Genomic DNA, 14,135 nt, shown 5'->3' on the forward strand with positions numbered 1-14,135 from the left:
AGGTGTTGATGCGGCTCGACCCGGAGGCGCTGGCGAAGCTGCTGGCGGGACGCCGGATCGCGTCGGTGTCGGGAACGAACGGCAAGACGACCACAACCCATTTCCTGAACGCTGCGGTTCGGGCGTGGGCCGAGCGCCCCGGTGGCGCCGGTGTCGACGCCGTGGTGACCAACGCCGACGGCGCCAACCTGCACTATGGCATCGCCTCCGCCCTCAGCGCGGCCCCGCGTGCCGAGTTGGCGATCTTGGAGACCGACGAGCGGGTGGTCCCTGATCTGGTGCGGCTGGGTCGCCCGGAAGTCCTTGTGCTGTTGAACTTCAGCCGCGACCAGCTCGACCGCAACCACGAGATCAAGCGGCTCGCCCGCGACTGGCGGGACGCTCTGGCTGCCGCTGGCGACGACGCGCCGTTGGTGGTGGCGAATGCCGACGAGCCGTTGATCGTCTGGGCCTGCCGCGGCGCACGTCGCGTGGTGTGGGTCGACACCGAGGCCACCTGGCAGGCCGACGCCGTGCTCTGTCCCGAGTGTGGGGCCATGTTGCGCCGCACCGAGCCGGACGACAGTCCCGACGGCGAGGGCGGCGACTGGTCGTGCCCCGGTTGCGACCTCGCCCAGCCGAGCGGTGACTGGCAGGTCCGCGGTGAGTTGATCATCGCTCCCGACGGCACCGAGCTCGCCGCAGAACTCCAGGTGCCGGGTCGGTTCAACATCGGCAACGCAGCCTGTGCGCTGGCGGCGGCGACCGCGATGGGGGTCGACACCGCCACCGCGCTCGCCGGGATGCGCACGGTGACCTCTCCGGCGGGCCGGTTCGCGACCACCACCATCGCCGGGAGCACCGTACGGCTGCTGTTGGCGAAGAACCCGGCCGGCTGGGCCGAGTCGTTGCCGTTGGCCCAGACCCCGACGGTGGTGCTGGCGATCAACGCGGCCGCCGCCGACGGGCGCGACCTGTCGTGGCTGTGGGACGTCGAGTACGAGCAGTTGCAGGGCCGTACGGTGATCGCCACCGGCCCCCGGGCGCACGACCTGGCGGTCCGGCTGCTGTACGCCGGGGTGGAGCATCGCTGTGTGCCCGGCCTGGCCGAGGCCCTCACCGGGCATCCGGAGCCGGTCGACGTGATCTCGACCTACACACCGTTCCAACGCCTCCGCAAGATGGGGGGCCTGTGATGAGCGCACCGGTCCACGTCGTGCTGGTCTACCAGTCCCTGTTGGGAATCTACGGCGACCAGGGCAATGCGATGGTGCTGCGGCGCCGGCTGGAGTGGCGCGACATCCCGTGCCGGTTGAGCATCGTCGAGCCCGGTGACCCACTGCCCGACGACGCGCAGGTCTACCTGCTCGGCGGCGGCGAGGACGGCGCCCAGGTGACCGCGGTCCGTACCCTGGTCGCCGACGGCGGGTTGCACCGTGCCGTCGACCGGGGAGCAGCGGTGTTCGCGGTCTGTGCGGGCTATCAGATCATGGGCAACAGGTTCACCATCGGCGCCGACGACGAGGTGGTCGAGGGCCTGGGGCTGCTCGACGTGAGCACCACCCGAGGGGCCAACCGCGCCGTCGGCGAGATCCTCACCCGATGGGAGGGCCGTACTGGCGACGACGCTCTCCTGACCGGCTTCGAGAACCACGGCGGCCACACCCAGCTCGGACCGTCAGCCAAGCCGCTGGCCCGAGTCGAGGTCGGCGTGGGCAACTGCGGTGACGGTACCGAAGGTGCGGTGAACGGCAAGGTGATCGGCACCTACCCGCACGGCCCCGTCCTGGCCCGCAACCCCGCCCTGGCCGACCACGTGCTGGAACTGGCGCTCGAGCAGGAGCTGGCACCGCTGGTCTCCCCCGAGATCACCGAACTCCGCCGGCAACGGATCGCCGCCGTCCGACGCTGAGTCCTCGGCAAGGTCACCCGAAGACGGGGCGCCGGATCTGCAAGAGTGAGGCATGACCTCAACACCAGACGTCGTCGTGATCCTGGTTGACGACATGGGCTTTTCCGACCTGGGCTGCTACGGCAGCGAGATCGCGACACCACACCTGGACGCACTGGCCGAGCGCGGCGTCCGGATGTCGCAGTTCTACAACACCGCACGCTGCACACCGGCCCGGGCATCGCTGCTGACCGGCCTGCACCCGCACCAGACCGGGATCGGCGTGCTGGTCGAACCGCAGGAGCCGTTGGGTTATCCGGGCCGGCTGAGCGAGCGTTGTGTGACGATGGCCGAGGTGCTGCGCGACTCCGGCTACGGCACGTACCACTCCGGCAAGTGGCACCTGACCCCCAGCATCCAGACCCCCGACGGCGCCTGGCCCACCCAGCGCGGTTTTGACCGGTCGTACGCGATGCTGGCGGGCGCGACCAGCTACTTCCAGCCGCAGTCGATCTCCGACGAGGGTCAGCCGGTCACCGAGTTCGCCGACGACTTCTACCTGACCACTGAGATCGGTGAGCGCGCGGCCGGCTTCGTCACCGACCACCACGCCGCCCAGCCGGATGATCCGTTGTTCTGCTACGTCGCCTTCACCGCACCCCACTGGCCGCTGCACGCACCGGAGGCGGCGGTCGAGCCGTACCGCGCCACGTACGACGTCGGCTGGGATGACCTCCGCCGCCAGCGCCACGCGAAGCAGATCGAGCTCGGACTGCTCGCCCCGGACTGGGAGACCAGCGACCGCGACCCGGCCGTCCCGGCATGGGAGGCCGCCGCCGAACAGGATTGGCAGGCCCGCCGGATGGCGGTCTATGCAGCCCAGGTGAGCCTGATGGACGCAGCCGTGGGAAGGGTCGTGCAGGCGTTGCGGGACACCGGCCGGCTCGACAACACCTTGCTGGTGTTCCTGTCCGACAATGGCGGCTGCGCCGAGGAGTTCGACCCGCGAGCACCGGTCCGCCCGCTCGATCGTGACCGCCGTACCCCGGCTGGACTCCCGGTGCGGCGCGGCAACGTGCCCGAGATCGTGCCGGGCGCAGACGACACCTACACCTCGTACGGCGTCGCTTGGGCAAACGTGTCGAACACCCCGTTCCGGGAGTACAAGCACTGGGTGCACGAGGGCGGCATCGCCACCCCGCTGATCGCGCACTGGCCGGCGCGGCTGGCAGGTGGGCGGATCGACCACACCCCGGGTCAACTGCCCGACATCATGGCAACCGTGCTGGAAATCACCGGGGCCTCCTACCCGGACACTCGCGAGGGCCACGACGTACCAGCCCCAGAGGGCACCTCGATGTGGGACGGGTGGCAGGGGCGGCCGGTGGCCGATCGCGACCTGTACTTCGAGCACGAGGGGAACGCGGCGATCCGGCGGGGCCGGTGGAAGCTGGTGCGCAAGTACGGTCAGGGCTGGGAGTTGTTCGACATGGCGGCCGATCGCACCGAGCTGCACAACCTGTCGGCCCACAACCCGGAGCTGGTGCTGGAACTGGCGGCGGCCTGGCACCGATGGGCGGACCGCTGCGGGGTGATCGACCGGGCGCTGGTCCTCGCCTCGTCACCCGGGCGGGGCTCCAGCTCGGTCGGCCCGTTCGACTCCAATCCACGCCGTCAGGACCGGTGAAGCCTCGGCAACGAACCGCAGGGCCAACGGATTTCCGTTCCACCGGTCCGGCCTGTAAAGTTAACCGTCGTGCCGGACGTGAGAGACGTCCCGGCGTGCAGGCGCCACTAGCTCAATGGTAGAGCAGCTGACTCTTAATCAGCGGGTTGGGGGTTCGAGTCCCTCGTGGCGTACAGCTGTGGAACAGCCCCGACCGGTCCCGGTCGGGGCTGTTCGGTGTTGTGGCCCCCGGCGTCCCCCCGAACTGCCGGACCGGCCACTCGCACGGGTCAGGCCTTGACCCAGGTGCAGCCTCCGTTGAACTCGACGAACTTGTCGGGCTCATCCCAATCGAGGGTGTAGTTGGGGTCTGAAGCCTCCGGTTTCCAGCAGTGATCTGGCGATGTAGTTCGTGAGGTTGCGGAACCCGAGCGCGGAGCCGCGCAGGTGTTCGAGTCGTCCGTTGATGGCCTCGGTCGGACCGTTGGAGGTGCCGGGCCGGTCGAAGTAGGCCAGCACGTCGGCGGCACGCTTCTTCAGGGTGCGGCCGAGCTTGGTGATCTCGATCAGCGCCTTCGGGACGCCGGCGCTGGTGTCGGCAATCAGCTTGGTCATCAGCTCGCGACCACGCCGGCGGTCTTCGTGGCGGTAGGCGGCGATCATCCGCTGGTAGACGCCCCAGGTCGCTTCGACCTCGACATGGGCGTCGCCGTGGATCGCGGTGTCGAACAGCGCGGCGAGCCGATCGATCTGGCGGTCGGTGAGCAGGTCCGCGCCAGTGCACAGCGTCCTCCGCGCGGCATAGAGGGAGTCGCCCTTCCTGCCGCGGTGGCCGTGGATCGCGAGCTGGACCCGACGCCGGCACTCGTCGAGGGCCTCGCCGGCGAGGCGGACCACGTGGAAGGGATCCATCACGGTCACGACGTCGGGCAGCTCTTCGACTGCGGCGGTCTTGAAGCCGGTGAACCCATCCATCGCGACCACCTCGACACCGTCACGCCATGCCTGTGGCCGGTCGGCGGGCCAGGTCTTGAACGCGGCCTTGGAGCGTCCTTCGACCATGTCGAGCAGGCGTGCGGGGCCGGTGCCGTCGCGGACCGGGGTGAGGTCGATGATCACGGTGACGTACTTGTCGCCCTTGCGGGTGTGACGCCACACGTGCTCGTCGACCCCGATCACGGCGACGCCGTCGAACCGGTCGGGATCGTTGATCAGGAGCCGCTTGCCTTCGGCCAGGACCGCGCTGTTCGCGGTGTCCCACGCGACCCCGAGTCCCTCGGCGACCCGCGCAACGGTCAGGTGCTGAACCACGATCCCGACCAACGCCCACCGCATCGCGGTCCGGGTCAGCTTGGCCCGCGGCTCAGCCGCCGCGCTGGTGTCTTGGCGCCAGACGTAGCCGCAGCCAGTGCACTTGCGCCGCCCAACCGTCACGATCAGGGTCGTGGGTCGCCAGCCCAAGGGCTCGTGCGCGAGCTCGCGGGGCACCGAGTCACGCGGGATGCCCTCGCAACCGCAGCGCCGACACCACAGATCCGGTTCGATGACGCGGCAGGTCAGCACCGCGCGGTCGGGGTCGAGCCGTTGGCCGGTGACCTCCAGTCCGAGGTCGTCGAGTCGGCAGAAGGCGGTCAGGTCAGGGCGGGCAAAGCCCGCCCGCGCGGTAGCGTCAGGCACGTCGGGGTCTTCCGGATGGACAGCGTCAGAACTTCCATCCTCGGGAGACCCCGACCCACGCCCCGGGACCGACACAGGCCGACTACCTCACAGCCGCGCTACACCCTCATCTGGGAAGAGCCCCGTTACCAGGCTGCACTACTGCGGTTGGTCGGCGAGTTCGACGCCACCGGAGCGGTGCGCTGGTGGCACGACCTCACGTCGGTGGCCCACTGGCTCTCCTGGGCGTGTTCGATGGCGCCGAGCACCGCCCGAGAACACGTGCGCATCGCCCGCGCGCTGCGTCGGATGCCACAGACCCGCGCCGGGTTCGAGGCCGGCACGCTGTCGTACTCCAAGGTGCGCAGCCTCACCCGGTTGGTCGACGACCACGACGAGTCGACACTGTTGGAGCTGGCACGACATGCCACGGCATCCCAACTAGACCGGACGGTTGCCGCCTACCGCGCGCAACCGGGCACTCACGTCGAACGCGAGGCGCGGACCAAGGTGACGTGGCGCAACAGGGACGACGGCTGCGTCGCCATCACTGCGGTCCTCACCCCCGAACAGGGTGCGGCCGTCGTCGCCGCCCTGGAGGCCGCCGCGGCGGCCCACACTGTCGCCGACCCGGTTGACGGCGACATCGTGCCACCGGCCGATGCGCAGGAGAGTCACGCCGACCGCCAACGCCGCTCCCGCATCGACGGGCTCGTCGAGATCGCCAACCACTACCTGAACAGCTCACCCGATCAGCACTCCGGCGAGGACCGCACCATGGTCGTGATCGACGTCAACGCCAGCCAGCTCGTCGCGGGCGAGACGACCGAGGACTACGCGCGAGACGCTCCCGCGGGAGCGGTGACGCCACCGATGCACGAGGTTCCGACCATGGGCGAGGTTCCGACCATGGGCGAGGTTCCGACCGACCCTCCGTCCACTGACCCTCCGTCCAGCGAACCGCTGGCCGCCCGCACCTGTCGGGTCCAAGGCCACGGCAATCTTGAACCGGCCACCGACCGACGGCTGACGTGCGACGCTCTGGTCCTCGGTCTGATCCGTGACCTCGATGGCGAGCCCCTTGCCCTCGGCCGGACCCGACGGCTCGGCTCCCGGGCGCAGCGTCGCGCCCTCATGGTGCGCGACACCGCCTGCCAGTTTCCGGGGTGCCTGCGTGCCCGCAACCTGAAGATCCACCACATCATCAGTTGGCTCGACCGCGGGCCCACCGATCTGGCCAACCTCATCCTGCTGTGTCAGCACCACCACACCGCCGTGCACGAGGGCGGGGTCACGATCACCCCTCGGCAGGTGCCACTGCCGGGGGTGGACAACCCCAGCCGCTGGCGTTTCGCCCGGCCGGACGGCAGCACCATCCTGCCCACCGTCCACGGAGCCGACCTCAGACTCGTCCTGCCCCGGCTGTCCGACCATGACGACCGCCCACTCACCGGTGAGGCACGACGGCTGGCCGAAGAAGGACGCACCGCCCTGATCGCCGACCACGATCGCCGTCAAGCAGAGCGCGCCGACCGGGAACGTGAGCTGCACCGGGGCTACCAGCACGTCACGGGTCCACGCCACCGTGACGCCGCCCCAGCGATGCCCATCGGTGGGGGCGCCGGCTTCAGCCTGCACAACTGCGTCGAGGTGTTGTTCACTGCTCACCGGGCGGCCGCCTGACGGGCTTGGATCGCGTGGGCACCGTTCCAGACGGTGCGTCACAATGGAGGGATGCCCCGCCGGACCACTGACTACCGCGGCCTCACGGACTCGAGCCGGGTCCGCGTGCTGGCCACCGTCCAGGAGCACCCGGGAGTCACGCTGAGCCAGCTCGCTTCGCAGACGGGTCTGCACACCAACACGGTGTGGGACCACCTGAAGGTGCTGGTGGCGGAGGGCCTCGTCGCGTCGGCGTCGAAGCCGACGGGAGCTCGTGGCCGGCCGCCGAAGGTTTACTATCCGGTCGACGACCCCGAACGCAACGCGGTCGCCCTCGACCGCGTCGAACGGGCCCGCCGCAACGGCGACCTGCTGCGCCGGCTCTACCCGACCAGCACCGCGTCGACCGGGGCGCGTGAGCTGAGTCCCGAAGCCGTACAGCAACTGGACATGGTGTATGAGCATCTCGACGACACCGGCTTGGACCCGGTGGTGGACGAGGCGAACCTGGCCGCCACCTTGGTGCCGTGCCCGTACCATCGGATCGTCGCCGAGGATCAGCAGCTTGCCTGCTCGGTCCATGCCCGGCTGCTGCAAGACATCCTGGCCCAAGTCCCCGGACCGCTGGAGCTCGACGAGTTGCAGCCATTCGTCACCCCCCGGACCTGTCTGGTCCGACTGCGCGACACGCGGGGCACCGACGCTGACTGAATTGATCCGGTCGAACCGCTCCCGTCCCTGATTTCAGGCCTCTTACGTTTCGCTCAAGCGCCCGGATCGAGCCGCGTAGCTGAGTGACAGGGGAACGACGATGTCGCAGGATGCCCAACCTTCGATCGACGAGGATGCCGCGGGCGGACGTACCAAGATCACCATCTCCAAGGGATGGGTACAAGGCGTCGCCCTGGTCTTGATCTTCGGCTTCTTGGTGATGGGCATCCTCGCCTATCGCACCTACACCGACTCGATGCCGCAGCCGCAGCAGGTGGTCACCGAGTCCGATGAGGTGATCTACACCGCCGAGGACATCACCAGTGGGCAGCAGATCTTCCTGCGCCGGGGTCTGCAGCAGTACGGCTCGGTGATGGGCCACGGCGGCTACCTCGGCCCTGACTACACCGCCGAGTACCTGCGGCTGTCGAGCGACTTCATCACCGAGCAGCTTCGCGACAGTGGGGTCACCGAGCCCGCCGCGGCGACGGTCGAGATGATGCGAGCCAACCGGTACGACGAACAGTCCGGCATCTTGACCCTCACCCCCGAGCAGGCGGCCGCCTTCGAACACCTCCGGGAGCACTACGCCACCATCTTCGGTGAGCCGACGACGAAGTACGGTCTGCTGCCCAACCTGATCACCGATCCCGAGGAGATCCACGACCTCACCGCCTTCTTCGCATGGACCGCGTGGGCGGCGGCGGCCGAACGGCCGGGGCACGACTACTCCTACACCAACAACTGGCCACCCGAGAGCCGTGTCGCCAACACCCCGACCGCCGACATCCTCGTCTGGTCGGGGATGTCACTGGTCGCCCTGCTCGCCGGGACCGGCGCCCTGTTCGCCCTGTACGGACGGTGGAGCCGCCGGATCGGTTGGCACGGTTCCGAGGCTCCGGCGCTGAAGTTCCTGCAGCCGGGCCAGGTCAAGATCACCCCGTCGCAGAAGGTGACCGCGTGGTTCTTCCTCGTCGTCGCCCTGATGTTCTTGTTGCAGGCCACCCTGGGCGCGGCCATTGAGCACTATCGCGCCGACCTCAGCAGCTTCTTCGGGCTCGATCTGGCGCAACTGCTGCCGTTCAACCTGGCCCGCACCTGGCACGTCCAACTGTCGTTGTTGTGGACGGCGGCCTCGTTCCTCGCCGCCGGCATCTTCTTGGCCCCGATCATCTCCGGTCGAGAACCGAAACGTCAGTCCTGGTTGGCGATCGGGCTGCTCGCCGCCCTCGCGCTGGTCGTCGCCGGCACCCTCACCGGCACGGCGATCAGCACCTTCGGCGCGGAATGGGCGAAGGGGTCCATCTTCTTCGACCAACAGTGGGAGTACCTCGACCTGCCACGGTTCTGGCAGATCCTGCTGGTGATCGGGCTGTTCTTGTGGATCGCCATCGTGTTCCGCGCCATCCGGTCGCGGTTGAAGACCGAGAGCAAGTTCAACATGCCGTGGCTGTTCTTCTACTCCGGTCTGGCCATCCCCGGCTTCTACGCCGTCGGCCTGCTGGCCGGCACCCAGACCCACATCACCGTGGCCGAGTTCTGGCGGTTCTGGGTGGTGCACCTGTGGGTGGAGGACTTCCTCGAACTGTTCACCACCGTGATGGTGGCCTACATCTTCGTGATGTTGGGCGTCGTTCGACGCCAGATCGCGATCCAGATCATCTTCCTCGACGTGATCCTCTACTCCGCCGGCGGCGTGCTCGGCACGATGCACCACCTCTACTTCTCCGGCACCCCGGTGGAGCACATGGCGCTCGGCGCGTTCTTCTCCGCCCTGGAAGTGATCCCCCTGACATTCCTCACCGTGGAAGCGTGGACGTTCCTGCAACTGGGCGCCCGGCAGGAGTCGCGCAGCAGCGCTCCGTTCCCCCATCGTTGGGCCGTGATGTTCCTGGTCGCCGTGGGCTTCTGGAACTTCGTGGGGGCGGGCGTGTTCGGTTTCTTGATCAACTTGCCGGTGATCTCGTACTACCAGATCGGCACGGCGCTGACCGCCAACCACGCGCACGGCGCCATGATGGGCGTGTACGGGATGCTCGCGGTGGGACTGGCGCTGTTCGCGCTGCGCTACATCATCCCGGCGACCCGATGGCCGGACCGGCTGGCGAAGGTGTCGTTCTGGTGCCTCAACATCGGCCTGGCGTGGATGGTGTTCGCCACCTTGCTGCCGTTGGGCGTGATGCAGTTGTGGTACTCGGTGAACGACGGCTACTACGAGGCCCGCACGCTGGGCTACATCTCCCAACCCGGCAACGCGATCTTGGAGTGGCTGCGGATGCCCGGCGACGTCGTCTTCCTGGTCGGCGGCATCCTGCCGTTCCTGTGGATCACCTGGCTCGGGGTTCGCCACGGCATCAAGGCGAGCACCCACACCCTGGAGCCCGAGACACTGTTCGTCGAGGAACATGAGCAGGCCCGCCACGACCGTACCGGCCTGAAGCAGGGTTGATCATGGACCAGCTCGGATCGTTCGCTCCCCAGACCTGGTTCGCCGTCGGCTACGCCGTCGTGTTGATCATGGTCGCGTACGGGATCGACACGATGTCGAAGCGTGCGGCCCGCAACGTCGAACAGCAACGGCGTGGCGGCTTCGTCTATCACGCCGACCACGACGCGTGGCAGTGTCCCGAGGACCAGTGGCTGTGGCCCCAGTCGTTCGATCCGGACAACCGGGTGATGCGCTACCGCGGCAAGCCGTCGGTGTGCAACGCCTGCCCCGTCCGCGACTCCTGTACGACATCGGACAGTGGCCGCGAGGTGCAACGACCGGTCGACCCGTGGCCCAACTCGGAGTCGGCCCGGTTCCATCGTGGGATCGCCTGCACCGTTGCCGTGCTGGCCATCGTGTGGCCGGTTGCTGCCGCGCTCAGTGGGCCGCCGACGATGGAGGTCGCGATCCTGGTCGGCACGGCCGTGCTCGTGATCCTCGCCTCGCTCCCCCTGTGGTCGCACTTGCGCCGTAGCCAGGTGGACCCCGACGGGGTGCTGTTCGCCGCCGCGGACGACAATGACGACGCCCGTACGCAGGCGGCGCTGGCGCACCGGGCACGACGGACGACGTATCGCTCCGACGCTCGCCGAGACCGGCCCGGGAGGTCGTGATGCAGGTCGTGATCATCGTCGTCGTCGCGGTGCTGGCGCTCACGGGGTTGCTCGCCGCTGGGCTGCGCATCATCCGTGAGTACGAGCGGGCGATCGTGTTCCGGCTCGGCCGGATCCGTGGCCCGCTGGGGCCGGGGCCGGTCCTGCTGCTGCCCGGGCTGGACTCGTTGGTCCGCGTGGAGCTGCGGGTGATCACCTTGACCATCCCACCGCAGGAGGTGATCACGCGCGACAACGTCACCGCCCGGGTGAACGCGGTCGTGCTGTTCAAGGTGGTCGATCCCGAGCGATCGGTGATGGCGGTGGAGAACCACGCCGTCGCCACGTCGCAGATCGCCCAGACCACGCTGCGGTCCGTCGTCGGCCGGGCCGACCTGGACACGCTGCTCGCCCACCGCTCGGACCTCAACGAGGACCTGCGGACCTCGATCGCGGCACAGACCGAACCGTGGGGGGTCGAGGTCGAGGTGGTGGAGATCAAGGACGTGGAGATCCCGGAGCTGATGCAGCGCGCGATGGCGCGCGAGGCCGAGGCCGAGCGGGAGCGCCGGGCCAAGGTGATCAGTGCCCACGGCGAGCTGCAGGCCGCCGAGGAGCTGCGAGACGCGGCCGCGATCTTGGCCGAGGCCCCCGGATCCCTGCAACTGCGCTACCTGCAAACGTTGTTGGAGCTCGGCGCCGACCAGAACTCGACCGTCGTCTTTCCGCTGCCGATGGACATCGTCAAGCCGTTCCTGACCGCCATGGACGACGGCCGCATCTCACCGAAAGGGCTGAACCATGACGTCTCACGATGATTCCGACCTCCCCGCACCGGGACGTCCCGTCGTGCTGGAGCCGCTGGCCCCAGGGCTGTGGACGCTCATCCTCGGGCTGTGCGTCGCCGTCCTCGCCCCCTTGTTCGGCTTCCTGGTCGGCACCACCTTCGGCGCCGGCACGGGTGCCGAAATGATGAGCCCACTCCACCTGGGACTCTTCGTCGGCGTCGTCATCGGCGGGCTCGGCGTCGCGGTCGCGATCAGCGGCGGTTGGCGCCTGCTCCGCCGCAGCCACGAGGATCAGGCGACATCCGAGAGCGACCCGGACTGACCGGTGCGCGACCCGCGCTGGTCCGGTCAAGCCCGGGCATCGGGCCACGTGGCCGTCTCGGCGTGCGTGCGGACCATGCGGGTGAAGAGTTCCGGGTCCTCGACGTTCCACGGGTGGTGCACACCGGCGGCCTGCCACGTGAGCAACTGCGGAAGCCGGTCACGCAGCGGACCGAACGCGCGGTGGATCGACGCGACATCATGTTGGGCAGCGACAGCCAGGAGCGGCCCGGTGTAGCGGAAGTCCCCGACGGGCATGGCACCGGCGATGACCTCACGGAACATCCGGCGGTTGGATTCGGGGCTGGCGGCGGCCGCAGTGGCGGCGAACAGGTCCCGCGCGTCCGCCGGGATCCGAAAAGCCGCAGCTTGCGCGGCCCAGTACCAGTGGCGGTGCCACAGCGGCACCTGGACCCCGATGACCAGCCGCTCCCACCATGCGTACCCGGTCGCCGCAGCACCACTGATGGTGCACGTCCGAACCAGGTCGGGGTGACGGTGGATCAGTTGCACCGCCACCAGGCCACCGAGGGAGAGCCCCACGACGTGAGCCCGGCCATCGGTACTGCGGGTACGAATCAGGCTCATCCCAATCGAGGGTGTAGGAGTTGGGGTCTGAACCCACCGGTCTCGAGCAGGCTCCTGGCTATGTAGTTGGTGAGGTTGCGGAACCCGAGCGCGCTGCCGCGGAGGTGCTCAAGTCGTCCGTTGAGCGCCTCGGTCGGCCCGTTGCTCGTGCCGGGGCGGTCGAAGTAGGCGAGCACGTCGGCCGCGCGTTTCTTCAGCGTCCGTCCCAGAGTGATGAGCTCGGTGAGGACCTTCGGGACGCCGGCGCTGAGGTCGGTGATCACCTTGTCCATCAGCTCACGACCACGAGGTCGGTGTTCGTGGCGGTAGGCGGTGATCATCCGCTGGTAGATGCCCCAGGTCGCCTCGACCTCGACGTGCATGTCATCGACGAAGAGTGCGCGCAGCCGGTCGATCTGCTTGTCGGTGAGCAGGTCCGCGCCGGTGTGCAGCGTCCGTCGTGACTTGTAGAGCGGGTCGTTCTTGAACCCACGGTGGCCATGGATCGCGAGCTGGACCCGGCGTCGGCATCGGTCCAGCGCATCCCCAGCGAGCCGGGCGACGTGGAAGGGATCCATCACCGCGACCGCGTCGGGGACCTCTTCGGCGGCGGCGGTCTTGAAGCCGGTGAACCCGTCCATCGCGACGACCTCGACCGCGTTGCGGAAGGCGTCGTCCCGGTCAGCGAGCCAGGTCTTGAACGCGGCCTTGGATCGGCCCTGGACCATGTCGAGAAGCTTGGCTGGGCCGGTTCCGTCACGCACCGGGGTGAGGTCGATGATCACGGTGACGTACTTGTCGCCACGCTTGGTGTGGCGCCACACGTGCCATCAACACCGATAACCTTCACACCGTCGAGCCGCGTCGGGTCGTTGATCAGCAGCCGCTTGCCTTCGGCCAGAACCGCGTTGTTCGCGGTGTCCCACGCGACCCCAAGCCCGTCAGCGACGCGGGCGACGGTGAGGTGGGCGACCACGATCCCTTCCAGCGCCCACCGCAGCCCGACCCGCGACAGCTTCGCGCGTGGTTCGGCCGCGGCACTGGTGTCCTGGCGCCACACGTGCCCACAGCCGGCACAGCGGTAGCGACGTACGGCGACTTCCAGCACGGTCGGCCGCCAACCCAGCGGCTCGTGGGCCAGACGCCGGATCACGGTGTCACGAGCAACGCCTTCACTGCCGCAGCGTCGGCACCATTGATCTGGCTCAACCACGCGGCACGCGAGGACAGCACGATCCAGTTCAAGTCGTTGCCCGACCACGCTCAGGCCGAGGCCATCGAGTCGAGCGAAGGTGGTCAGGTCAGGACGGCCGAAGCCGGCCGGCGGGGTAGCGTCGGACACGTCGAGGTCTTTCGGATGGACGGCGTAGGAACCTCCATCGTCGGAAGACCTCGACCTCTATCCACGGACCGACGCGCCAGACCGACCTACACCCTCATCTGGGAAGAGCCACTTGTCGGTCGCGGCGATGGTCAGCGACCCCTTGGCACCCGCAACCAGGTTGTCGTTGGCGATGATCGCCCCGAACTCACCAGAGTCGTTCTTGAGCCGTGCCCAGTAGCGATGACGAGGGCCAACCAGCCGAAGCGCTTGATCGACGAACGCGCCGGCGGCGTGGCCGGCCCCGGTGGTCCGGACGGGAACTGCTGCTGCGGGCCGGGCGGCGGCTGTGCTGCTGACATGGTGGGTTTTCCTCCCCGAGTGGGGACTCCGTGTCACCCCTGTGGAAAGAAGTTAAGGTCTGCCACCGACAGAATCGGCGCCTTCGCCGGCGCTCCCGCCCCTGGCACGACTACTCCGCGGCCCGAGGGA

The 14,135-nt window shown here is 68.6% G+C and carries 11 protein-coding genes, 1 tRNA gene and 1 pseudogene; 10 read left to right on the forward strand and 3 right to left on the reverse strand.

Going from position 1 to position 14,135, the window contains the following annotated elements; translation table 11 throughout:
• Positions 1-8: 8 nt before the first annotated feature.
• The 4 genes from ACQBAU_RS13810 (at position 9) to ACQBAU_RS13825 (ending at position 3,730) form a co-directional block, all read left to right on the forward strand.
• On the forward strand, positions 9-1,175 hold the full coding sequence (locus ACQBAU_RS13810) for a MurT ligase domain-containing protein (protein WP_465256961.1): 1,167 nt from the start codon (positions 9-11) through the stop codon (positions 1,173-1,175).
• Positions 1,175-1,891: a type 1 glutamine amidotransferase gene (locus ACQBAU_RS13815; RefSeq protein WP_434548458.1), complete on the forward strand. Its 717-nt coding sequence runs from the start codon at positions 1,175-1,177 to the stop codon at positions 1,889-1,891. Before ACQBAU_RS13810 ends, ACQBAU_RS13815 begins: the two co-directional genes overlap by 1 nt.
• Before the next feature lie 52 nt (positions 1,892-1,943).
• The gene (locus ACQBAU_RS13820) at positions 1,944-3,557 is read left to right on the forward strand and encodes an arylsulfatase (protein WP_434548457.1); all 1,614 of its coding nucleotides are present in this window, start codon (positions 1,944-1,946) and stop codon (positions 3,555-3,557) included.
• Positions 3,558-3,658: 101 nt separating this feature from the next.
• Positions 3,659-3,730 (forward strand) — tRNA-Lys (locus tag ACQBAU_RS13825).
• 148 nt (positions 3,731-3,878) lie between these two features.
• On the opposite strand, the gene ACQBAU_RS13830 is transcribed toward ACQBAU_RS13825, so the two are convergent.
• Positions 3,879-5,213: an ISL3 family transposase gene (locus ACQBAU_RS13830; protein WP_465256922.1), complete on the reverse strand. Its 1,335-nt coding sequence runs from the start codon at positions 5,211-5,213 to the stop codon at positions 3,879-3,881.
• 147 nt (positions 5,214-5,360) lie between these two features.
• Between ACQBAU_RS13830 and ACQBAU_RS13835 the strand changes: the two genes are divergently transcribed.
• From ACQBAU_RS13835 to ACQBAU_RS13860, 6 genes are all read left to right on the forward strand, one after another.
• The gene (locus ACQBAU_RS13835; protein ID WP_465256921.1) at positions 5,361-6,875 is read left to right on the forward strand and encodes an HNH endonuclease signature motif containing protein; all 1,515 of its coding nucleotides are present in this window, start codon (positions 5,361-5,363) and stop codon (positions 6,873-6,875) included.
• 51 nt (positions 6,876-6,926) lie between these two features.
• A complete protein-coding gene (locus tag ACQBAU_RS13840; protein WP_465256920.1) occupies positions 6,927-7,565 on the forward strand; it encodes a helix-turn-helix transcriptional regulator in 639 nt (212 codons plus the stop codon).
• Between the two features lie 100 nt (positions 7,566-7,665).
• Positions 7,666-10,014, forward strand: coding sequence for a nitric-oxide reductase large subunit (locus tag ACQBAU_RS13845; protein ID WP_465256919.1), 2,349 nt, complete (start codon positions 7,666-7,668; stop codon positions 10,012-10,014).
• A 2-nt stretch (positions 10,015-10,016) separates the two neighbouring features.
• A complete protein-coding gene (locus ACQBAU_RS13850; RefSeq protein ID WP_465256918.1) occupies positions 10,017-10,667 on the forward strand; it encodes a hypothetical protein in 651 nt (216 codons plus the stop codon).
• The gene (locus ACQBAU_RS13855) at positions 10,667-11,464 is read left to right on the forward strand and encodes a slipin family protein (RefSeq protein WP_465256917.1); all 798 of its coding nucleotides are present in this window, start codon (positions 10,667-10,669) and stop codon (positions 11,462-11,464) included. Before ACQBAU_RS13850 ends, ACQBAU_RS13855 begins: the two co-directional genes overlap by 1 nt.
• Positions 11,448-11,756 carry a hypothetical protein gene (locus ACQBAU_RS13860; RefSeq protein ID WP_465256916.1) on the forward strand — a complete coding sequence of 103 codons (309 nt, stop codon included), beginning with the start codon at positions 11,448-11,450 and terminating at the stop codon, positions 11,754-11,756. The genes ACQBAU_RS13855 and ACQBAU_RS13860 overlap by 17 nt, the downstream gene beginning before the upstream one ends.
• Positions 11,757-11,782: 26 nt before the next feature.
• On the opposite strand, the gene ACQBAU_RS13865 is transcribed toward ACQBAU_RS13860, so the two are convergent.
• Together ACQBAU_RS13865 and ACQBAU_RS13870 are read right to left on the reverse strand one after the other, a co-directional pair.
• Positions 11,783-12,343 (reverse strand): alpha/beta fold hydrolase, encoded by a 561-nt coding sequence (locus ACQBAU_RS13865; protein ID WP_465256915.1) that lies wholly within the window; start codon positions 12,341-12,343, stop codon positions 11,783-11,785.
• A pseudogene (locus ACQBAU_RS13870) lies at positions 12,340-13,664 on the reverse strand (ISL3 family transposase). Before ACQBAU_RS13870 ends, ACQBAU_RS13865 begins: the two are co-directional and overlap by 4 nt.
• Between the last annotated feature and the right edge of the window lie 471 nt (positions 13,665-14,135).

The organism is Carbonicoccus niuqiaonis (genome assembly GCF_050157065.1).
GTDB lineage: Bacteria > Actinomycetota > Actinomycetes > Propionibacteriales > Propionibacteriaceae > Avipropionibacterium.